This is a genomic window from Pseudidiomarina tainanensis (genome assembly GCF_004214835.1).
Lineage (GTDB): Bacteria > Pseudomonadota > Gammaproteobacteria > Enterobacterales > Alteromonadaceae > Pseudidiomarina > Pseudidiomarina tainanensis.
In genome coordinates this window covers 218015-240881 of sequence record NZ_PIQJ01000001.1, presented here as the reverse complement: position 1 = coordinate 240881, position 22867 = coordinate 218015, and the positions used below count along the sequence as shown (strand labels likewise).

The following is a 22867-nucleotide window of genomic DNA, read 5'->3' as shown; positions in this document are numbered from 1 at the left end:
ATGGTTACAACCTACAGCGTTTTTTATACTGACGCCAGCACCAAAAATAAATCCCACTCAACGGTAAAATAATCAGAGCTAAACCACCAAACAACACAACAATGAGCCACGGCAGACCGCCAACAGCAGCAACGTGTACCGGAAAAATCATTTGGCTTAGTTGGTAACCTAAACTGTCATAGCGTAAATCATACACGCTCGTTACCGCACCGGTTTGCGCATTAAACTGCACATGGCTACGTCCGTTCGGATGCCATTCACCAGGAAACGTCATGCGTAAACTCAAGTTGGATAATGACACCAGTTGCACCTGGTGTTCTGGCAATAATTGGTGGGCACGATCAAAGCGTTGCTGCCAATTCTGTGCAGGTGTCACTTGCTGCCATTGATGCGCCGTCAGCGGTTGCGGTTGTTGCTCTGGGGCTAACGCCGTTAAACCCGAACTCACCGCCGCTGCATACATGATGGCAGTACCTGTCAGCATGCCAATAAAGACGGGAATAAATAAGACACTTCCCGCTACTTTATGGAGCTGAAACAGCGTGCCTGCAAAACCTCGCTGCCACGGCCACATCCAGCGAATCGTGAATATTCGTTGCGTCCAACGCCGCGGCCACCAGCGAATAATTCCTGTAATCAGAAGAATTAAACCAACGATACCGATATACCCTAGCATCGTTTTACCGAGTTCTTTGAGAAGCAAATGATGATGAAATTCCACCATGATACCAACTAAATCGCTTAGATAAGGGCGTTCTAATACACGTTCACCGTTGGCATTGTAATAATGACGTGCGCCGGCTGGTGTCACCACTTCAAGCCATGGGTTCGCATCTCGTGGCATATAGGCGTAGCCTTCGGTGTAGCGGTCGAAGACTTGCGCAGCGGTTTCCTCGCTCGGTAATGCGTTGAGGCGCAGTTGTGGATAGCTCCACTGCAACAATTCCACTTTGTATAACAGCAACGTGCCCGTCAAAGCGACGAGCATGAGCCATATTCCAAAGAATAAACCGAACCAGCGATGTAACTTGGTTAGAATTGATAGAACCAATTGATACTCACAGTACGGCCGCGGCCGGCAAAGTTAGTGGCATCAGCGCCAGCGGTTTGCGCGTAATAAGTCAGATAGTATTCATCCAATAGGTTTTCGATACCCAAGGTAAACAAACCATAGTCGGGTGAATCGTAGTTCATCTGTAAATCAACCGTTTGATAACCTTCAAAGTTATTAATCGCTCGTTCACCGGTGTAGATATTCCGGTCAAACAGATGATTCAATTGCAAGCGCGTATTCACCATGTCTGTCCACTGTTGCTGCCAGCTGATGTTCATACGGCGTGGCGCAATGTTGCGACCACCGAGTTGAGTGTCAACGACATTGTCAGCGTCGCTGTCATATTCACCGTCTGTATCCGCGTAGTTCAAATCAAAACTAGTGGCGTTCGAAAGTGCATAACTTGCAGAAAACTCGATACCATCAATTTCGGTGCGCTCACGAGCAACCGAGAAAATACCATCTTCATTCGGTTGTAAACGTGCACCTAAATCTGATTCAGAAGTAAAGTAACTCAGGCTGGCACGTAGCGCTGAACCGCGATACTCAATACCCACTTCTTGGTTGTCTGCGATGACTGGTTGTAAATCTAGGAAGCTAGCAACACTTAAATCAGGTGTATTAATGCCACGCAATACACGGCCAACGTCCGGCATACTGAAGCCTTCTGAATAACTCGCAAAGGCGCGAACGGTATCGGTAAATGCGTAAACCACGCCTAAATTGGGTAACAGCTCATTAAATGATGGCTCGCCGCCCTCAACAAAGGTGCTGTTGTATGCATATAAGGTGGTGAAGTCTTCAACCTCAAGCTTACCGTATTCGTAGCGTAAACCACCGCTGATCGTTAAGCCGTCTTGCTGGTAGCGCAATTGTGCGAATGGCGCCCAGTTATTGAAAGTTGTTTCTGGCACCCAGTTACGATTTGTTTGAGCGAGCTCTTGAAAGGTTGTGTCTTGCAAGTAATCAATACCAGCGCTTAGGTCAACCGGTGACCCTGCCAGTGCGCTCCAGTTCATGGTTAAGCGAGAGCCGAACTTATTGGAGTCATTACGTGACTGGTCGAAAATTTCATCGCCGTAAGCGGGATCTTGGAAGGTTGCATAACGCCCGCCACCATAAAGCGCAGAGAAATCTTGCAAGAACACCTGCCAATTTAAATCAGCACCTAACACGGCTTTGTTTTTGTAGGTTAGCGTTGCGGTTGTGACTTTATTTTCAGCAGGATCGCCTTCGCTTGGTTGTTTCACTGAAATCGCGGCAATACCTTCCGCACGATTACCGTTAACGGGTGAAAAATCGCCATTTCCTTGTAAGTTGAAGTGATTCACCATCAGTTCAAGGTGTTGTTGGTCGTCAATGGTGTAACCAATTTTGGTAAATAAATCGAAGCTTTCTGAGTCTTGCGTATCACCTTGCGTTACGTCGGTACCAATGAAGTCACCGTTACCGTCAACGTACATGCCAGTACTGCGCAATTGAGCGCCAGCGACCACTTGCCAGTCGCCTGACACATGACGGGTCAAATAACCCGCGCGATAACTCAAACCGTCACTAAATTCTTCTGGTGACGTGGTGAGACCTGCGACAAATTCATTTTCAGTGCCGTTAGTCGCGGATTTCGTCACGATGTTGATGATACCGCCGCTTGCGCCCATACCCTGAATAGCGCTGGCGCCGTGAATAATCTCAACGCGCTCTATCATGAGCGGATCAATGGTGTAGCTTGCCCGCGACCCATTTCGCAACGGGTTTGACTGCGGCACGCCATCAATCAAGTAAAGTGGCTCACGACCACGCAACGTTTCGCCCGCGCTGGTTAATTTTTGGCGTGATGGTGAAAATGCAGGCACTAAGTTACCTAACACATCTGACAGCGAGTCAGCCACGGCTAATTGCTCACGAATTTCCTCGCCATCAATGACTGTTACTGTAGCGGCAATACTACTGGCTGGTTGTGATGTCCGCGTTGCCGATACCTGGATAACTTCATCAACAGCTGCTGATGTGTCTTGTGCAATTGCAATCTGTGGTGTAGTGACGAGTGCTGTAACGACAGCGATTGTTAAAGCGTTAAGGCGCATGACTTCCCCCGAAATTAGAGCGGCCTAAATGATTGCGCTAATGATAACGATTCGCATTTAAATTACAATAGTGTTCGTGGTTTTTTTTGCGCAGTGTCATAATTGCTGATGAGAAATTGCATCTATTGCAAAGCCTTGGCACTATTGAACGTATAGCTATCAAAAAGCCGAACAATAACAACAAAAGGCCATTCCCATGAGTTGGATGTCTGTCTTACCGCCACTTGTCGCGATATTAGTGGTGTTCTGGCGTAAAGAAGTCATAGTTGCGCTACTCCTTGCCATTATGACTTCTGAATTGCTCCTCACCCTTCAAGGTGGCGAATCAGTTTTACTCACGTTTGTCGCGACCATTGAGCGCATTGTTGCCGTATTTGGCTCAGCCAGTAATACCCGTATTCTGGTGTTTAGCTTAATGGTGGGTGCGCTACTTGCTTACATTCGTGAGTCTGGTGGCGTGGCAGCAACAGTTGAGGCTCTGCTGGCTCGCGGCCTTGGTAAAACCAAGCGTAGCGCCAGCTTAATGACGGTATTTACCGGAATCTTTGTCTTTATCGAATCGAATTTAAGTGTCCTCACAGCCGGTATTTTATCGCGTGGCTTATTCGAAAAGCTTGGCATGAGCCGTGCGCGTTTAGCCTACTTAATCGATAGTACCAGTGCTCCCGTGTGTATTTTGATACTACTGAACGGTTGGGGTGCCTATGTACTTGGCATGATTGAACAGCAAGGTTTACCTGGCTCATCTGTGAGCACGCTCTGGGCCACTATCCCTTATAACTTTTACGCACTCGTTACACTCAGCATCGTGTTTTATACCGCCTTTTCAGGCAAAGTATATGGACCAATGCGCACCGTTGAACAGCAGCCGCAACCCCATCAAGATATTCCGGAACACGTGCCGAGTAACAGCAAAGCTCGCTATATGCTGGTACCGCTGGCAGTGATGGTGTTCGGTATGGTGGCATTTATGTTTGGTACTGGCGACGGGGATATCACCCAAGGAGATGGCTCTAAATCAGTATTGTATGCGACCGCTTTGGCTTGCGTCGTTGCTTATATAATGTTGCTGATGAGTCGACGCAAAAGCCATCAACAGTTGGTAGATATCGGCTTTAAAGGTATGAGCGAGCTCTTGCCATTAGTGAGCATCGTATTGCTGTCTTTGGCGCTAGGTAGCAGCTTACGGGAATTAGGTACGGGTATCTTCTTAGCTAACTTAGTTGGCGATTTCTTACCCCTCTATTTAATTGCGCCTATGTTATTCTTAACCGGTGCACTGATTTCGTTCACAACCGGAACTTCATGGGGCACCTTTGCTATTTTGATTCCGATTGCTGCACCGATGATTATTGCGCTTGATTTGCCAGCACCGCTGCTATTGGCTGCCGTATTAGGTGGTGGTGTGTTTGGTGACCACTGCTCACCGATTTCTGATACCACCGCGGTATCAGCATTAGCATCTGGCTGTGACCTACTCGAGCACGTGCGTACACAATTGCCGTATGCGCTGACAGCTGGTGGCGTCACGCTTGTGTTGTACGTTATCGCTAGTTTTATAATGATTTAAGGAAAACGTTGTATGTGGTATCTCGGCGTGATGACAATCACCGTGACAAAATTAGCGGAATGGCTAGGAGTGCATCATGGCTAATGGTGTTCATTTTCGCCCTACCCGTGCCGAGATCGACCGCGATGCTTTGCATCATAATGCACGCATTGCGCGCCAGCTAGCTGGTGATGCACGTTTGTTAGGCGTGATTAAAGCCGATGGTTATGGTCACGGTGTGCTTACTGTTGCTGAAGCGATTAGCGAACACGTGGATGCGTTCGCCGTGGCTTTTATTGACGAAGCTATCGAGATTCGCAATGCCGGATTCCAACACCCAATTGTGTTGCTGGAAGGGTGTTTTAGCGAAGCCGAATTGCCCGTTTGCGCCCATCATAACTTCCAGCCAGTGGTGCACCAGCAACAACAACTCGATGCAATTTTAATGTCACGCATGGTACGGCCGTTATCGGTGTGGCTGAAAGTCGATACAGGTATGCATCGATTGGGTTGGTCGCCAGCTGAAGCTCAGCGTGTTTACGAAGAACTTAAGGCCTCCCCCCAGGTTGGCAGCGTGACCATGATGTCGCATTTTGCCAATGCTGAGAAACAGACGCATCCACTGAACGACAAACAACTTGAGCTGTTTGAAGATGTCTGTGCACAAACCGAGTCCAAACTCGATATGAGTTTAGCAACTTCAGCAGCGCTGTTGAGCTCAGCCATTGATATGGCACAACATAACGGCCACTGGGTGCGCACTGGGATTTTGCTCTATGGTGACAACCCAGTAGAAAAAGCCATTGAATTACCCGAACCACTGCGTCCGGTCATGCGTCTTGTAGCGCCTGTTATTGCTATTCGTAACGTTGCGAAAGGCGAGAGCGTCGGTTATGGCGGTACGTGGACAGCAACGCGACCGAGCCTCATTGCAACTGTCGCCATAGGTTATGCAGACGGCTATCCGCGTCATGCTAAAAATGGCACACCAGTGTGGCTAAAGGGTCATGAAGTGCCGTTAGCCGGCACGGTATCAATGGATATGATCACAGTGGATATCACTGACTTTACTGATATCGCCATTGGCGATGAAGCAGAATTATGGGGACCCAATTTGAGTGTTGGCCGAGTGGCCACACACGCTGGTACCATTAGCTACGATTTGCTCACCAATGTTACCGCGCGCGTGCCTCGCGTGACGCGTTAATCATCACCTTGTTTGCGGGTTACTTTGTCTAAGTAACCCATCGCAAAAGCAGAGCCGACAAAGGTTAAGTGGATAATCACGTACCACTTGATGGTGTCGTGGTCGATGTTTTGCGCGTTCATGAATACTTTCAGCAAGTGGATTGATGAAATCGCAACAATCGACGCTGCCACTTTATTCTTCAAACCGCCCGAGTCAATTTTACCAAGCCACGCGAGCTTTTCCGTGTCGTTATTGATGTTAAGCGTGGAGACAAAGTTTTCGTAACCACTGAGCATCACCATCACCAGCAAGCCACCGACCAATGCAATATCAATTAGGGTTAGGGTAAGCAGGATCAGATCGACTTCTTTAATCTCAAGAATGTTTGGAAATACATGAATGAGCTCTTGAAAGAACTTCACACCCAATAGTAAAACCGCCAGACTCAAACCGAGATAAATAGGCGCTAACAACCAACGCAAACTATACATTAGGTTTTCAATGAAACGTTCCATGCTCTGCCTTGTCACTTCATCAATCAAAAAAAAAGTTGCGACATCATAGCAAAAAATATGACATCGCAACCATTTTGTTACCGCATGACTAGCTGCAGTTATTTTTTATGATAAAGCTTAAACCACGCCAACGTATGCTCAATTTTCGCAATCATATTTGACGGACGCGCGGTCACACCGTGCGATGCATCGGGAACGCGAACCATCGCCGTATCTACTTTACGCAATTGCAACGCTTGGTAGAACTGCTCGATTTCCGACATTGGCACACGACGGTCATTTTCACCGCTAAATAACATGACTGGCGTGTTCACTTTACCCGCCATTGATAACGGTGAGCGCTTCCAATAATGATCGTAGTCTTCCCACGGCATTGCTGGAAACTGATTGGTAATTTGCCCCAAGTAGCTATCTGCAGTTAGCGTTTTACTAATCCAGTTAATGACAGGGTTAGTTGCTGCAGCTGCATTAAACCGATCGGTAAGTCCAACCGCATACGCAGTTGCGATACCACCTGCCGAACCACCAGCAATGAACAGGTTGTTCGGATCAACCATGCCTTTTTCAATCAATACATCAATACCTGACATATGGTCCGCATGATCGCGCTCAGATGAGTAGAAGCCATCCAGTTTTAACGCGTGCTCGGCGCCATATGACGTACTGCCGCGATAGTTGTTGTAAAACACAATGTAACCTTCAGCGGCATAACGCTGCTGCTCGGCTGCAAACATCGGGCTGTATGCTAGATGCGGACCGCCGTGAATTTCTAACAGCAACGGATATTTTTTGTTCGGATCGTAATCAGGCGGCGTAATGTACCAACCGTGAATTTCCGTATCATCGAAGCTTGAGTTGTACGTAAACTCATGCACTTTACCCAATTGGCGATGCCCTAACACGTCGTCATTTAACGCCGTAAAGCTTTGTGGTTTAGCTGCGCCACGGCGCGGAATATCAAACACTGCAACATCGGCTGGGCGATAGCTTGAGCCACGGGTGTAAGCGACTTTGTTACCACCAGCGGCAACTGAGAACATACCACTCATGTATGGACGACTGACTGAAACGCCACCCACATCATCCACCCACTCGTTTTTGTTACCGTTTAAACGAACTTCAGCCAATTTATAGCGGCCACGGTCTGCGTATTGAATCGCTAGGCGGTCATTGCTCAGCCACAACGGACTGTCGACCGAGCGGTCAAAATCGCTTAATAGTTCACGCTGATCATTGTCGTCTAAATCCATTATACGTAGCTTGGCGTTATGATATGGAATCGCTTCGTTGCCACGATGTAAAAACGCGAGTTGCTCGCCATTTGGTGAGGAGATTGGCGACCATTCACGGCCTGGCATATCAGTGACTTGGGTCAATGCACCATCTTGTACTGCAACTTTCCACAAATCAGATTCGTTGACTTGATATTCCCAATCGTCGTTACGATTGGCGCTGAACACGAGCGCTTTACCGCCGTCAACCCACGCTAACGGCCCGTTATGACTAAATGCACCGCTAGTTAATTGACGTGCGGTACCACCTTCGCTTGGCACTACAAAAATCTGGCTATAGGTGTCAGGTAGCACACCTGCGCCATCGCGCTGATAGTAAGTACGCTCCACAATCACTGGCGGCTTCGCCCACTTCGCACCTTTTGGCGCCTTTGGCTTTTTCACCGCTTTCGCGTACTCGGTCTTCTCAGCCGCCACATTCATCAAGAAGGCGAGGTGTTTGCCATCCGGCGACCATGAGAACTGACGCGGGCTTTCAGTTACTTCAGTAATCGCGCTCGAAGTTTTCGTAGCCAAGTGATACACGTGAATTTGATTGCGTCCATCGCGATTGGAGCTAAACGCTAATTTTGAACCATCGGGTGACCAGCTTGGATTACCGTATGAATGCTGATCATCAAACAACGGCGTATGCGATCCCGTTTCAGTGTCGACCAGCCACAACGCGCGCTTGGTATTGTCTTTCATGATGTCGAAACCGTGACGAACATACACCACGTAACGACCGTTGGGTGAGATTTGCACATCATTTGCCCACTCCAATGCGAAAATATCTTCTGCTTGAAAGGTTTTAGGCGCTTCTTGTGCAGTTGCGGGGGCAACCACTAGCTGCGTAGTTAATGCTGAGAGACCCAGCACCACTGGAATTAGAAGTTGACGCATGGCTGATCCTTTTTCGTTGTTCTATTGAAGTTATTACGTTCAGACTAAAGCATTTTGTTGCCGTTGCGAGTACAAATCCGACTATCTTAGTTGTTCATGCGATAAACAACACCCGTGTCGTTGTGACTTTTTGACTACAATAGCAGTCATGCTGTGTTGAGCTTTTACGTTACTTTTTTACTCAGGTACCCTTTTATGTCACGTTTCATCACCTTTGTTATCGCGTCGCTGTCGCTCCTTTTTATCAGCGCCTGTCAGCCACAACCCGAAGCGCCAGAAGTTGCCGTTGAGCCTACTGGTTACGCTTTCCATGGTGTTAATGTGGTTACCTTAACCCGCACAGACGGTGACGTTCGCGCTAACCAAACGGTATTAGTTGCGGGCGACCGGATTACAGCCGTGGGTGATACCGCAACGTTGTCAGTACCAGAGAACTATAAGCACATTGACGGTACCGGCAAATATCTATTAGCTGGTTTAGCTGAAATGCATGGGCATGTGCCGCCAGCCAGTGGTTTTGGACAATACCCCGACCGTTATCTCGACGATGTATTGTTTATGTACGTTGCGAATGGCGTCACGACAGTGCGCGGCATGTTAGGTTATCCGCATCAGTTGCAGTTGAAACGAGATATCACTGAGGGCAAGCGTATAGGTCCTACGCTTTATCTTGCCGGACCAAGTTTCAACGGCAACAGCATCGAATCACCTGAACAAGCGACGCAGCGAGTGATTGACCAACGCGATGAGGGCTGGGATTTACTTAAGGTTCATCCGGGGTTAACCCTTGCTGAATATCAAGCTATGGCGAAAACGGCGCGTAATGCAAAAATGGACTTCGGTGGCCATGTGCCGACCGACGTTGGTTTGGAAGAGGCGTTAAAAGCTGGACAACGAACCATTGATCACCTTGACGGTTACCTTGAAGCGATTGATGCAACTAATCGCGCTGCATCACGTTATGAACTCGATTATTTAGTCGCATTATCATTGCGCTACAACGTCGCCGTGGTGCCAACCCAAGCGCTGTGGGCAACCATTATTGGTGCGGCCGATAAAGATGCATTGCGTGCCTACCCAGAGATTAAATATGTACCGCAGCAAGTTCGCGATGGCTGGTTTGGTTACCTTGAGGAACCCACGCTTGGTTACTTCAATCAAGACAACGCCATGGTGCAGCAACAAAACCGCCAACGCCTCATCAAAGCCTTATATGATGGCGGTGTACCGATGATTTTCGGTACCGATGCGCCGCAGTTATTCAGCGTTCCGGGATTCTCGGCAATGCATGAAATTCGTATGTTACGCGATGCCGGTATTCCGACCGCAGGTATATTACACAGTGCGACAGTTGCTGCTGGTGAGTATTTTGCCGATAAAGATAAATTCGGTGCGATTGCGGAAGGTCAGCGCGCTGATTTCATGTTGCTCAATGAAAATCCTCTTATTGCCCCAGAAGCTATCGCTGAACATGCTGGTGTTATGGTTGCTGGCCAGTGGTTAGATCGAGCAACTATCGATGCGCGCTTAGCTGAAATTGCCGCAGCATATGCCGTTTCAACTGATACTGAGCAGTAAACCAAGAATGACCGCATAACGTGCGGCTTTGCCGATGGCAGTGAGAACCAAAAACACGCCGAAGTGAAGCCGCATAATGCCAGCAAAAAGGGTGATTGGATCACCAACAACCGGTAGCCATGCCAACAATAGACTCCACTTGCCATAGCGTCCAAACCACGCTTGCCCTTTCTCTAGCTGCTTTGATGACACCGGAAACCAACGCCGATGTTGCCAATGCAAAGCATAGCGACCTAACCCATAGTTCACACATGAACCGAGCGTATTGCCAAGCGTAGCCACCAACCATAACCAGCCCGCCGCATAGCCTTGCGTTTGCAACGAAACCAACAATACTTCCGATGAACCGGGTAACAGCGTGGCAGACAATAACGCCGCCACAAATAGCGTCACATACATACGAAATACTCTGGTTTTGGTACTGCCATACATTTTGTATGGGCACGATTAGTTATTATCTTGCTAATGAACGGCTTATTATTCGTAATCGGCTAAATTAATGCCTATACTTATTTCGACTAAGGTACATACTACCCACGAGGTGAAAGATGTTCGAAAGTTGGTTCACACAGGCAGATGCGATATTACTTGCCCGATTTCAATTCGCATTCACTATTGCCTTCCATATTATTTTCCCCGCCTTCACCATTGGCTTAGCCAGTTATCTTGCAGTACTCGAAGGTTTATTTCTTAAAACGCGCAATCCAGTGTATCAAAAGCTCTACCGTTACTGGGTGAAAATCTTCGCGGTTGCCTTTGGCATGGGTGTGGTCTCCGGCATTGTGATGAGTTACCAGTTCGGTACCAACTGGTCGGTATTCTCCGACAAGGCGGGTCCCGTCATTGGTCCATTGATGGGCTACGAGGTACTCACAGCGTTTTTCTTAGAGGCCGGATTCTTAGGTGTCATGCTCTTCGGGATGAACAAGGTTGGTGAGCGCTTACATTACTTTGCAACCCTCATGGTTGCTGTAGGTACCGCGATTAGTGCCTTCTGGATTTTATCGGTCAATAGCTGGATGCAAACCCCAGCCGGCTTCGCCATAAATGAGCAAGGTCAATATGTGGTCACCAGTTGGCTAGAAGCCATATTTAATCCATCGTTCCCCTATCGCCTCGCGCACATGCTGATTGCCGCATATTTAACGACTGCGTTTGTAGTTGGCGCGGTTGGGGCTTGGCATTTGTTGAAAGACAAAAGCTCGCAAGCCGCTCGCAAAATGTTTTCGATGGCGATGTGGATGGCGTTGATTGTCGCGCCGCTGCAAGTATTCGTTGGCGACCTTCACGGCTTAAATACACAAGAGCATCAACCCGCCAAAGTGGCCGCAATGGAAGGCCACTTTAAGTCTGAATCACAAGCGCCCTTGTACTTATTTGGCTGGCCCAATGAAGAAACAGCCGAAGTTGATTATGCGATTAAGATACCTGGCCTTGCCAGCTTGATTTTAAAACACGACGTCGACGCTACAGTTACGGGACTGGACGCTTTTCCACGTGATGAATGGCCGCCGGTTCCGATTGTGTTTTGGTCGTTCCGCATCATGGTTGGTATTGGCGTGTTGATGATGCTGATTGGCTTATGGTCTGGCTATCTGCGGCTGCGCAAAAAGCTTTATGACTCGAGAGCGATTCACCGTGCAGCTCTCTTTATGGGGCCAATGGGCTTTGTTGCGGTTATCGCCGGTTGGATTGTGACTGAAGTAGGCCGCCAACCATGGGTAATTCAAGGATTGCTACGTACGAGTGACGCCGCCTCACCCATTGATGCAGTTGGCGTCGGCGCCAGCCTCATCGCCTTTATCGTGGTGTACTTCTTAGTATTCGGTGCCGGTACGGTTTATATCTTACGCAAAATGGCCGGTAGCCCTGAGCATACCCATATTCCTGAATATGCACGCGTGCCAATGGCCGCTGAACGCCTATATCACGAGGAGGACTAAGCGATGGATTATGCACTCATTTGGGCAGCACTGATTGCAATTGCAGTGTTCGCTTACGTGGCGCTGGACGGCTTTGATTTGGGTATGGGAATTTTATTCCCGTGGATTCGCGAGGAAAAATATCGCGACCGCATGGTCAATAGTGTGGCACCCGTATGGGATGGTAACGAAACGTGGTTAGTACTTGGTGGTGGCGGCTTGCTTGCGGTATTCCCGTTAGCCTATTCGGTACTCATGCCCGCGCTTTACATGCCTGTTATTGCCATGCTATTGGGGTTGATTTTCCGCGGTGTCGCATTTGAATTCCGCTTCAAAAGTAAAGCCAATAAGCATTGGTGGGATCGCGCTTTTATGCTCGGCTCAATGGTCGCGGCGTTAAGCCAAGGCATCATGTTGGGTGCCATGCTGCAAGGTATTGAAGTGACTGACCGTGCTTATTCTGGCGGCTGGTTTGACTGGTTAAGCCCATTTACCATTTTTGCTGGTATTGCGGTATGTGTTGGCTATGCGCTTTTGGGCGCAACATGGCTGGTCATGAAAACCGACGGACCACTGCAAGCGCGCGCATACAACTATGGACGAAACAGCGCCATCTTGTTGATCCTTGCCATTGCGACAGTCAGTATTTACTTGGTGTCATCATTTGAAAATGTCGCTGAACGCTGGCTTACTTGGCCCGGCTCGGCAGTGTTATGGGTGGTGCCATTTGCCTTGACGCTGATTGGCGGTGGATTGCTCAATTCACTCACCAAGCAACAAGAAGGTCGCCCCTATTTATGGGCGCTTGGCGTGTTTCTAATTGCTTTCGTTGGCTTCGCCGTCAGTATCTTCCCGTATCTAATTCCGTTTGAAATTACTATTTGGGAAGCTGCCGGACCGGATAATAGCTTGGCGTTCTTGCTTGTAGGCGCCGTTGTTCTCTTACCAATTATTTTCGCGTACACCGGTTACACTTATTGGGTGTTTCGCGGCAAAGTGAAAGAGGACAGTGGCTATCATGACTAAACCAACTTGGCAGCGCTGGTTATGGTTTGTCGGAATATGGGCCGCCGGGGTGATCACGATCACCCTGGTCGGCCTGCTCATTCGAGCGGTATTACTTTAATTTGCTTGGTTTGAGTACAGCTTTACCCATTCGGTTAGCAGGCGTACGCCGTAACCGTTGCCACCAGCTGGATGGATACCGCTAGCGCCGGCATTGTATGCATTGCCGGCCATATCGATATGAATCCATGGGGTATCTTTAGCAAAGTGCTGTAAGAATACCGCGCCAGCTTGCGCACCAGGCGAACCCACGTTCTTAATGTCTGCTAACGTGCTGCTGATGATACCTGGGTATGGGCCTAACGGTAGTTGCCATACTAATTCATCGGTGGCTTCACCGGCTTGTTTCATGGTAGCAAGCAAATCGTCATGCTCAGTGAAAATAGCTGAGTATGCGGTGCCCAATGCGCCGACTTTCGAACCCGTTAACGTCGCAATGTCAGCAATGGCGCGCGGTTTGAATTTATCACGTGCATACCAGATACCGTCAGCCAGAATCAGGCGACCTTCTGCATCGGTGTTTGCAACTTCAATTTTGGTACCATCACCGGCAGTCACTACATCACCTGGTAACAGCGCTGAGCCTGAAATTAAATTGTGTGATAAAGGCACCACAGCCACAACGTTCACCGGTGCTTTTTGTCCAGCTAACGCCATCACTGCACCCAATACTGCACCGCCACCGGCTTTATCGGTTTGCATACGCAAGATTGAGCTTGATGAAGTTTTCAGGTTATAACCGCCGGTATCGAACGTATTCCCTTTACCAACCAGCGCAACCGGTTGGTCTTTGCTACCTTGCCAATGCGCGGCCAGCAAGTAAGCCTTGTGTTGGCTACCTTGGCTAACACCGTAAAGCGCACCCATGCCGGCTTTACGCACTTGCTCAGGGTTTAATACGGTTACTTTAATGCCCAATGGCTTCAAGGCTTTTGAGGCCATTTCAGCAATCGCTTGCGGATAGCCATCGCCGCCTGGCAGATTGGTGATGTCGCGTGCTAAGAAAACGCCTTTTGCAATCGCTTGGTAATCGCCATAGTGTTGCTGCGCCGCTGAATCATCAGCCACTTGCCAGTAATAGGTAACGGTGTCGCGATCTTTTGCATCGCTCTTATAGCGATCAAAACGATAGTTTTTTAAGTCCATACCGTGTGCAATGGCTGCAACCGCATTCGCATCAGCAAGCAAACTAGCGTTTAACGCGACCTCGTTATCACTTGGTAACGAACCCAGTAGCTTTGCGCCAACCTGCTCGGCTTTCACTCGATTAAATGCACCGGCCGCACCAACGCCAACAACAATCAAACGCTGCGCGGTTAATCCAGTAGGCGCTAATACTTCAACCATTTGACCGTGCTTACCAGTGAATTCCTTCGCATTCAACGCCGTGGTGACCATAGTTTGCGTCGCGCTTGACCACGATTCTAATGTAACCGCCTCATCTTCCGCGGCAAATATCACCATCACCTTACTGTCGTTGTTCGCGTCATCGTCAAATTTGTGGTTTATGACAAACTGCGAGGCGAACGCCTGTACTGACAACATCAACGTTGCTAGTGCCGCAATAACTTTCATTGCCTTCATGACTCATCCTCTTTAAGAAATAACCTGTTGCGTAGTCTAACCAAACTGCGCGGGTTCACTAGCGTATTCGGGCAAGTTGCCTAATCTCTGCGATGAGGTTAGATTGGCTAGCAGTCAATAGAACAAAAATCAGGACACAATCATGACGTTATCTTTCAAACCCTTAGCCAGTTTGGTGTGTGGTGCATTGCTCTTTTCAACCGCGCCAACATTCGGACAATCGGCCGATGATATTCGAGCAACAGCTGAAGAAGCGTTGAGCGCATTTAATATTCCTGGGCTTGCTGTTGTTGCGGTGAAAGATGGTGAAGTGATTTTAGCCGAAGGCTTCGGGGTTCGGGATGTTGGCAACGGCGAGCCGGTAAACGCTGACACCCTCTTCGGTGTTGCCTCGCATACCAAAGCGTTTACTGCAGCGGCGCTTGCGACACTCGTTGAGCAGAAGAAACTTAGTTGGGACGACAAAGTCATTCAATACATTCCTGAATTTCGTTTGTCGGACCCTGCAATTACCGCCGAGCTGACCATTCGCGATCTGTTGAGTCATCGCTCTGGCTTAGGCCTCGGTGCTGGCGATTTGATGATTTGGCCAAACACTGATAAATCAACCGCTGACATTATAGCAGGGTTGGCTCATGTGCCTTTTGCCTCCGGCTTGCGTGAGCGCTTCGCCTACAACAATTTAATGTTTGTTACTGCTGGCGAAGTCATCGCCCGCGCCAGTGGCATGCCGTATACCGACTATGTTCAAGAAGCATTACTTAAGCCGTTGGGTATGAATGACACGGTGATTGGCCATTCCAACATTCCAGGTAACGTTGATAATGTGGCAGTCGGCACTATTGAAATGAATGGCAAGCTGCATCGTTTCCCACTGGACTATCTGGAAGATTTTGCGGCGGCAGGGGCCATGGCGAGCAACGCCAATGACTTCGCGAAGTGGTTACTGGCACAAATCGCCCATGGCAAATCAATTAACGGTGAGCAGGTGTTTAGCGCCGATTCTCAACGTGCCATGTGGCAGGTCGTTACTCCATTGACGGTGAGCGCCAGTGCTGCCGAGAACGGCACGCATTACCGTGGCTACGGCTTGGGTTGGTTTGTGAAAAACGAACACGGCGTAAAACACGTTTACCATAGCGGCGGTATCTTAGGCATGCTTTCGCTCACGACCATTATTCCTGAGCGCAACTTTGCGATTACTGTCATGAGCAATCAGCAGGCCTTCGGTGCATTAATCGCAATTACTCAAGAAGCGCTTGAAGACTTATTAGACTTGCCAGATTCCGATTGGATAGCAGAAGAAAGCGAAAAATATCGCGAGTTTATGGATTCTAAAGCAGCGTTTAAAATGCCTGTACCGGATGTCAGTCGCAAAGCATTACCATTAGCGCGATACGTGGGTAGCTACGTCGATGCTTGGTATGGTGCTGTCGATATTGGTATGACGGACAAAAAATTACGGATTAACTTCACCCACACACCAATGCTAAAAGGCACCCTCGAGCACTATAACGGCGATACTTTTGTGGTGCGTTGGGACGAACCATTGTTAGAGGCTGATGCTTATATTGATTTTAACGTCAGCCGCTCGAACGAGGTGACAGGCGCTAAAATGGAAGCGATTGCGCCATTTACCGATTTCAGCTTCGATTTCCATAATTTAGAGCTAAAACGCCAACCGTAGTTGGCGTTTTCCGGCTGGACAGCAACGCGAGCGGTCACTATAATGCCCGCTCTCTTCGATTCCTTAGTGAATCAATGCGCACCCGTAGCTCAGCTGGATAGAGCGCTGCCCTCCGGAGGCAGAGGTCACAGGTTCGACTCCTGTCGGGTGCGCCATACAATTCAAATATTTCACCGAAAGTGTTCACTAACCAAAAAGTTTTTGTGCCAAATTTTTTAACCCTCTTAATCTGTAGTTAAACAATTATTATATCGAGCTCTCTGTATCCCCGGAAAACCTGATGTATATTCATCTGAGTTTTCCGAAAACAATATTCTGAAATCCATTGAGAAATCATCGCTGTTATAAATTCGTCGGGGGTAGTTACAAAGTTAACCATGTCTCTCAAAGGTAGCCGGGGAAGAAAGTACGAATGTCGTATGATACGTCGAGAGCACTTTCTGGCGACAGCGAAAGAAGTTGCCAGTGAATTACCCGCTACGTTCCCCAGTTTTATTGCTGACCCGTTCTTCGATGGCATGCGCAGATATATACAGCGGCTTGCGCGGGCAACACCCACGAAGGCTCTTTGACGCACAGGGCAATGGCGGCCTCATCGGGCCAGTGCGGATTGGCTAGATGAGCACGACCGACCATGACCAAGTCGAGCTGACCTTGAGCGAAGGTGTGCTCTGCCAGCTGTGATGCGTCAATTCCCCAAGCTGATGTTAACGGTCAAAAAGTCAGTGACGATTACTCTCCTGACTGGCCAGCATGGAAAGCCGGCTCGGACTTTAAGAAGCCCGAGCGCAAGACCGTCCAGAATAACAAGGAAACGAAAATTTTTAAGCCCCTGCAACCTGCGGGGGCTTTTTTTACTAAATAATTGACAGCGTTAACAGCAGGCGTAAGATAGTAATAACTTACTTACTTTTGAGTCTGTCATGAGCCCACATACCAATTATATGAAAGCTGAAGACCGCCGCGCTGCGACGGTCGACATCGTTGTTGCACTTGCTGCAGAAAAAAACCCGAGCGAAATATCTACTACAGATATCGCTAAAAAGATGGGCGTCACGCAAGGAGCATTGTTCAAGTATTTCCCGACCAAAGACGCAATTGTTCAAGCTGTTATTCAATGGATTGCCGATAAATTACTCAGTCGTATCGAACGAGCCGCACAAGCGGAAACCTCTCCGATAGCCGTAATTGAAGCAATATTTTTTGCTCATATTCGCTTTGTCAGCGAGTATCCGGGCGCCCCACGCATGCTGTTTAGTGAGCTTCAACGTAAGCAGGCAAGTGTGCCCAAGCAAATCGCAACCACATTACTCAAATCTTACAGCTTGCGACTGCAGCAGCTCCTTGAAAATGGCAAAACACAAGGACTCGTCCGTGCAGACCTTGATACTAAAGCTGCGGCAGGCTTGTTGATTGGAATGATTCAAGGATTGGTGATGCAATCCTTACTCGTCGATAACATTAAGTTAATGCACATCGAGGCACCAAAAGTTTTTGCGATATACCGCCATGGCATAGAGGCCTAATATGATTAACTTTAAACCCCATAAGAAAGCCGTTGCGCTTACAATTGTCATTGTGCCGCTGTTAATTTTGCTTGGTTACGTGGTTATCAATAGCGGTCCACTAGCACCCGTAAAAGTAGTCACGACAGAGGTTCAAACGAAATCATTGCAACCAGGCCTTTTTGGTATTGGCACGGTTGAAGCGCGCTATACCTATACTTTGGGTCACGCATACGCAGCTCGAGTCAAAGCGCTCTTTGTCGATGTGGGTGACGAAGTGAACGCCGGTGACGTTCTAGTTAAACTGGAGCCCATTGATCTAGAACAACGTCTCAATGCGAAGTTAGCGGCGGTAAAAGCAGCGAATGCAAGCATTGCCGAAGCTGAAGCTAAACTCGATTTTGCTGAAGCACAAGCTGAGCGTTTTGCACAGCTTTATAAAACAGAAGCAGTGAGTGCAGACGACTTAGCCGCTAAGCAACAAGCTGCGGCTATTGCCCGAGCTGCGCTTGTCCGCGTACAAGATGAACGCGACCGCAACGAAGCGGATTACCAAGCTCTTGTGGTACAACGCCAAGAGCTTGACCTCCTGGCGCCAGCAGACGGTATTGTGATTGCCCGTAACGCTGAAGTTGGCTCTACTGTACCCAGCGGACAAACCATACTTGAACTCATTGATCCCGCTAGCATTTGGGTCAACGTGCGCTTTGACCAAATAAGTGCTGCAGGACTCCGTAAGGGCTTACCGGCAACAATCATCTTGCGGTCTCAACAAAACGTTCAACTGGACGGTCAAGTCGCGCGTGTTGAATTAAAAGCCGATGCCATTACTGAAGAAACGCTGGCAAAAGTCGTTTTCGCTCAAACTCCTGAGCCGTTGCCACGCATTGGTGAATTAACCGAGGTACACGTAAGCCTTACTGAACTAGAGCCCACACTCGTCATTCCTAATGCAGCTATCCACCGTGTGAACGCTGAATTAGGCGTGTGGCGAGTACGCAACGGAGATCTGCAATTTGTTCCTATTACCCTAGGCAGAGCAGACCTTAATGGCGATGTGCAAGTGCTTAAGGGATTACAAGACGGTGACGCGATTGTGTTGTTTAGTGAAAGAGAGCTTTCCGCACGTAGCTCAATTCACATCGTTGAGAGTCTGGTGGAGCGTAGTGAATGATCAGCCTCGCCGGACGCGACATCCTGCATTCTTGGGGTAAGTTTATCTTTACCGGCATCGGACTCGGATTGTTGATCGGTGTCACTTTTGTGATGGCCGGTGTTTATCGAGGAATGGTGGATGACGGTAAAGCATTACTTGATAACAGTGGAGCTGACCTTTGGGTCGTACAGCAAAATACCCTCGGTCCCTATGCCGAATCATCCAGTTTAAATGATGATCTTTATCGCACCATCAGCGCAATGCCTGGCGTTGCCGAAGTCGCCAACGTTACCTATTTGACCATGCAGGTTCGTAAAGAAGAGCGCGATGTCCGAGCGATGGTTGTCGGCATAGTACCTGGCGATCGTTTCGCTGCGCCAGGCTGGCCACCGTATTTGGTGGCTGGGCGTTACCTAACCCGAGGTCACTACGAAGCGGTCGCGGATGTTGCAACAGGCTTCGTTATCGGTGATACCGTGCGTATACGCCGCAAAGACTTCACCATTGTCGGGCTCACACGACGTATGGTTTCTTCTAGTGGCGACCCGATGATTTTTATACCATTAAAAGATGCGCAAGAAGCACAGTTTCTGAAAGATAATGATGCGACTTGGCAAAGTCGCCGTCGTACTGAAGCGAACCCTGCATTTAATCAACCGGGCTCCTCAGCCATCACGCAGGCAGTTATCGATTCACAAACCACCAATAGTTTCGTCAATGCGATTCTCGTGAGACTCGATGCCCATGTTTCACAAGACGAAATGGCGCAACGGATCAGTCGTTGGAAACGCTTAACCGTTTATACCCGAGCTGAAATGGAAGAGATTTTACTCGGCAAACTCATCGCTACTTCAGCTCGCCAAATTAGTATGTTCTTGGTCATTCTGGCGATTGTCAGCGCAGCCATTATCGCCTTTATTATTTACACTTTAACTATGGACAAAATCCGTGAGATAGCTGTGCTAAAGCTTATCGGCACACGCAATCGAACCATTGCAGCCATGATTATGCAACAAGCGCTTGTACTTGGCATTATTGGCTTTGTGATTGGTAAAATTACTGCGGCTTTCGCTGCTCCACTGTTCCCTAAACATGTTTTGTTACTTACGCAAGACGCCTTCATCGGTCTCTTCTTGGTACTTGTTATCAGTGCGCTCTCTAGTGTCATTGCCATTCGTATGGCGTTAAAAGTCGACCCAGCAGAAGCAATTGGAGGTTAATATGTCGAAACATGGAATACGCATTGAGCATTTGAGTAAACGCTATGGCAGTGGTGATACCGCCGTTGATGCACTCAAAGATGTGAACATGAACGTGGCTCCTGGTGAAGTTGTTGGATTAATAGGTCCTTCAGGCTCAGGTAAAAGCACCCTACTGAAATCACTTGGAGCAGTGATTACGCCAACTTCAGGCAAAATGACACTGGGCGAGCAGACCATTTTTGAGCAAGACTGGAAAGTCTCGGACCTGCGGGCACTGCGACGCGATAAAATAGGGTTCATCTTTCAATCACCCTATCTCATCCCGTTTTTAGATGTCGTAGACAATGTGGCGCTATTACCAATGTTAGCGGGTGTCAGCAATTCCGAAGCACGCGCTCGTGCGCTAGAACTACTAACCGCACTAGATGTGCATCACCGCGCGCAAGCTTTTCCGTCGCAGCTCTCTGGCGGAGAGCAACAGCGCGTAGCCATAGCACGTGGGTTAATTAACCGTCCGCCAGTGATTCTCGCCGATGAACCAACAGCGCCTCTTGACTCCGAGCGTGCCATGGCGGTTATTCGAATTTTGAATGACATGGCAAAAAAATTTGAAACCGCAATCATCGTGGTGACTCATGACGAAAAGATCATTCCCACCTTCAAGCGCATTTACCACATTCGCGATGGCGTCACGACTGAGGAGGTCGGTGAAGGTCGGTTGCCTGATTAAGTGTTTGAAAATAAAACAGACAGCGACGAGAATCTAGCTTATTGGTGCAAGGAAAGTTTACTTAACCCTATGAATGCCAATATTGCACAACTAAATGAGATGCAGGCCCAGCTTGTGACGAATCATAGCGACCTAGTGGCTTGGATTTAAGGCTATCGTGATGCCTTTGGTACTGCCTGCATGGATAGTTTGTATCCTTCCAGCTAAATTTAAAGTTATGGCGCGCTCAGGACTAATAAACTAGGTCTCTCAACAATCATGAAAACCACTTATCGTTACGCAATTTTATTCGGATTACCCGGTCTTGTGGTGGCGTTTATTGCAGCTATGGCTACTGTCGCATTGTTTGCTGGTATTTTCTGGCTCTTTATTTATGGCGACAATCCTTGGCCGGATTGGTCAGATTATTTCCTTGGTATTGTTGCACTCATTGTTTTTCTGAGCGTCTGGTTACTCACAATTTATGCTGGATTTCAACACGGCTGTAAGCAAAATACCCGATCTTCTTCTTTCAAGACTCGATTAATCTATTCTATTACTGCCACTGGCATTATGGCTCTTTCGGTCACCCTGTTTTTAATACGCGGCGAACTTCGCCCCAAAACGCTTAGCGAACAATGTGCGAAGATTTGCTTAGATAAGGGTTATTACGGAAGCTCGACACCCCCTAATAGCTCAGGAAAGAAGACATGCAGTTGTTTCGATGAAACAATCGACGATTACATTGAAATTGGCGAATTGCCGGAAAAGTCACAGTAGTTAGTGTCATTTCTCGCGATTCGCCGCTCCAATTTCCAACGCCATGCGCACACAGACACGGCCTCCGGCTAGCTTATAACAAACTTAAGGAAGCTCTTTCATCTTGAGCCCCTGGTACCGACGGCTGGTTTTGAAGTTCTCGATATTTGGAACAAAGCGATCGCGTTTATTGCCACGAGTTTTATGGTTTTCATTACCATGTACCTCATATTGAAATGATTAAATTACAGACCACCCTAAGTACCCAAAGTCCAGATAAAAGGTGGAATTTTTTCCACCTAAAAACTCAAGTTTTTCGGAAGGTTCAGAATTTTTTGTCGCGAGGCAAAGGTCAAAATTTGAAATTTCGGAGTCGGTTTTCTGTGACCAATTTTGTCCTTAACCGGTCTCAAAAGTGTCGATTCCGACGCAAAAAAGAAAGCCTAAACACCGTTTAAGCCCATACCACGCCTAGCTTTAACGATTTACCACCGAACCCGTGACTGCCCTCCGGAGGCAGAGGTCACAGGTTCGACTCCTGTCGGGTGCGCCATTCAATGTTCAATGTGTTAAAGGCTGCCAGTCTGAGTCTTCAAAATAAGCGGGATACTCATCTAATGACTGAATGATAAGAACAACACCTTGCTTTTGATTATCAGCAGACTTCATTTGCTCTAAACCGCGCATTATTTTCGCAAGGAGAATATGGAGCTGAGCGTCTGCCTGAGGTTCTAGTTTGCAGTTTTTAAATAGAAAATTTAAATGGTCATTTAAGCTTCCCGCCAATTCTTGATATTGAACAGCAGAAAACTGATTGTTATGAATTGCTTCTAAATTTATTTCTATTTCACGTTTGAGGCTCGTCATGCCGATGTGCAGACTCTCATCAATAGTCCATCTTTTACCGTGATTTAAAGCGAGTTCAAGTTTGTGAGTTTGAGCGTCATGCTCATGCTCTTGTGCAATCACAGTTGAAAACTGTAAGGTTTTAAAAATTCCAATAAACGCTGCGATATAAAGTATATTTTTCATATTCACTTCCCGAATGAAACAATTTACGATTTAACCAACATTTGCTCGTATATCGACATCTTATAGTCCGCCGCTGAGTAATTATTGTTCTCGAGCAATAAAT

18 protein-coding genes and 1 tRNA gene are annotated in these 22867 nt (G+C 48.1%); 12 read left to right on the top strand and 7 right to left on the bottom strand.

What is annotated here, in order from left to right:
• Positions 1 to 4: 4 nt before the first annotated feature.
• Both CWI82_RS01225 and CWI82_RS01220 read right to left on the bottom strand, forming a co-directional pair.
• Positions 5 to 1051 (bottom strand): PepSY-associated TM helix domain-containing protein, encoded by a 1047-nt coding sequence (locus CWI82_RS01225; protein ID WP_165383859.1) that lies wholly within the window; start codon positions 1049 to 1051, stop codon positions 5 to 7.
• Positions 1033 to 3138 carry a TonB-dependent receptor gene (locus CWI82_RS01220; RefSeq protein ID WP_130202404.1) on the bottom strand — a complete coding sequence of 702 codons (2106 nt, stop codon included), beginning with the start codon at positions 3136 to 3138 and terminating at the stop codon, positions 1033 to 1035. The genes CWI82_RS01225 and CWI82_RS01220 overlap by 19 nt, the downstream gene beginning before the upstream one ends.
• A 196-nt stretch (positions 3139 to 3334) precedes the next feature.
• Here CWI82_RS01220 and CWI82_RS01215 point away from each other — a divergent pair, with 196 nt between their 5' ends.
• Both CWI82_RS01215 and alr read left to right on the top strand, forming a co-directional pair.
• Positions 3335 to 4708 (top strand): Na+/H+ antiporter NhaC family protein, encoded by a 1374-nt coding sequence (locus CWI82_RS01215; RefSeq protein WP_092857812.1) that lies wholly within the window; start codon positions 3335 to 3337, stop codon positions 4706 to 4708.
• 76 nt (positions 4709 to 4784) lie between these two features.
• Positions 4785 to 5894: an alanine racemase gene (gene alr, locus CWI82_RS01210; RefSeq protein WP_092857814.1), complete on the top strand. Its 1110-nt coding sequence runs from the start codon at positions 4785 to 4787 to the stop codon at positions 5892 to 5894.
• Here the strand turns inward: alr and CWI82_RS01205 are convergent.
• Together CWI82_RS01205 and CWI82_RS01200 are read right to left on the bottom strand one after the other, a co-directional pair.
• Positions 5891 to 6391, bottom strand: a complete 501-nt coding sequence (locus CWI82_RS01205; protein ID WP_092857816.1) for a TIGR00645 family protein — start codon at positions 6389 to 6391, stop codon at positions 5891 to 5893. The two genes, alr and CWI82_RS01205, sit on opposite strands and share 4 nt — an antisense overlap.
• 98 nt (positions 6392 to 6489) lie before the next feature.
• Positions 6490 to 8565, bottom strand: coding sequence for a S9 family peptidase (locus CWI82_RS01200; RefSeq protein WP_130202403.1), 2076 nt, complete (start codon positions 8563 to 8565; stop codon positions 6490 to 6492).
• Positions 8566 to 8760: 195 nt separating this feature from the next.
• On the opposite strand from CWI82_RS01200, the gene CWI82_RS01195 reads away from it, so the two are divergent.
• Positions 8761 to 10143, top strand: a complete 1383-nt coding sequence (locus tag CWI82_RS01195; RefSeq protein WP_130202402.1) for an amidohydrolase family protein — start codon at positions 8761 to 8763, stop codon at positions 10141 to 10143.
• Here CWI82_RS01195 and CWI82_RS01190 read toward each other — a convergent pair.
• A complete protein-coding gene (locus CWI82_RS01190) occupies positions 10123 to 10575 on the bottom strand; it encodes a YqaA family protein (protein ID WP_233340172.1) in 453 nt (150 codons plus the stop codon). The genes CWI82_RS01195 and CWI82_RS01190 overlap by 21 nt on opposite strands.
• A 116-nt stretch (positions 10576 to 10691) precedes the next feature.
• Between CWI82_RS01190 and CWI82_RS01185 the strand changes: the two genes are divergently transcribed.
• Both CWI82_RS01185 and cydB read left to right on the top strand, forming a co-directional pair.
• Positions 10692 to 12086 carry a cytochrome ubiquinol oxidase subunit I gene (locus CWI82_RS01185; RefSeq protein WP_130202400.1) on the top strand — a complete coding sequence of 465 codons (1395 nt, stop codon included), beginning with the start codon at positions 10692 to 10694 and terminating at the stop codon, positions 12084 to 12086.
• Positions 12087 to 12089: 3 nt separating this feature from the next.
• On the top strand, positions 12090 to 13091 hold the full coding sequence (gene cydB, locus CWI82_RS01180) for a cytochrome d ubiquinol oxidase subunit II (protein ID WP_130202399.1): 1002 nt from the start codon (positions 12090 to 12092) through the stop codon (positions 13089 to 13091).
• Between the two features lie 96 nt (positions 13092 to 13187).
• Here the strand turns inward: cydB and CWI82_RS01170 are convergent, their stop codons facing one another.
• Positions 13188 to 14714 (bottom strand): leucyl aminopeptidase family protein, encoded by a 1527-nt coding sequence (locus tag CWI82_RS01170; protein WP_233340171.1) that lies wholly within the window; start codon positions 14712 to 14714, stop codon positions 13188 to 13190.
• Between the two features lie 142 nt (positions 14715 to 14856).
• Here CWI82_RS01170 and CWI82_RS01165 point away from each other — a divergent pair, with 142 nt between their 5' ends.
• The 7 genes from CWI82_RS01165 to CWI82_RS01130 all read left to right on the top strand — a co-directional run bounded on the left by CWI82_RS01165 (position 14857) and on the right by CWI82_RS01130 (position 21753).
• Complete coding sequence (locus CWI82_RS01165; RefSeq protein WP_130202398.1) at positions 14857 to 16401, top strand: serine hydrolase; 1545 nt, start codon at positions 14857 to 14859, stop codon at positions 16399 to 16401.
• 78 nt (positions 16402 to 16479) lie between these two features.
• Positions 16480 to 16556, top strand: a tRNA-Arg gene (locus CWI82_RS01160).
• Positions 16557 to 17324: 768 nt separating this feature from the next.
• On the top strand, positions 17325 to 17927 hold the full coding sequence (locus CWI82_RS01150; RefSeq protein WP_130202397.1) for a TetR/AcrR family transcriptional regulator: 603 nt from the start codon (positions 17325 to 17327) through the stop codon (positions 17925 to 17927).
• Position 17928: 1 nt separating this feature from the next.
• Positions 17929 to 19080 carry an efflux RND transporter periplasmic adaptor subunit gene (locus tag CWI82_RS01145; RefSeq protein WP_130202396.1) on the top strand — a complete coding sequence of 384 codons (1152 nt, stop codon included), beginning with the start codon at positions 17929 to 17931 and terminating at the stop codon, positions 19078 to 19080.
• Complete coding sequence (locus CWI82_RS01140) at positions 19077 to 20282, top strand: ABC transporter permease (protein WP_130202395.1); 1206 nt, start codon at positions 19077 to 19079, stop codon at positions 20280 to 20282. The genes CWI82_RS01145 and CWI82_RS01140 overlap by 4 nt, the downstream gene beginning before the upstream one ends.
• Position 20283: 1 nt before the next feature.
• Entirely contained in the window at positions 20284 to 20994 is a 711-nt protein-coding gene (locus tag CWI82_RS01135) for an ABC transporter ATP-binding protein (protein WP_130202394.1), read from the top strand.
• Positions 20995 to 21252: 258 nt separating this feature from the next.
• The gene (locus CWI82_RS01130; RefSeq protein ID WP_130202393.1) at positions 21253 to 21753 is read left to right on the top strand and encodes a hypothetical protein; all 501 of its coding nucleotides are present in this window, start codon (positions 21253 to 21255) and stop codon (positions 21751 to 21753) included.
• Between the two features lie 540 nt (positions 21754 to 22293).
• Here CWI82_RS01130 and CWI82_RS01125 read toward each other — a convergent pair.
• Positions 22294 to 22764 (bottom strand): hypothetical protein, encoded by a 471-nt coding sequence (locus CWI82_RS01125; RefSeq protein WP_130202392.1) that lies wholly within the window; start codon positions 22762 to 22764, stop codon positions 22294 to 22296.
• Between the last annotated feature and the right edge of the window lie 103 nt (positions 22765 to 22867).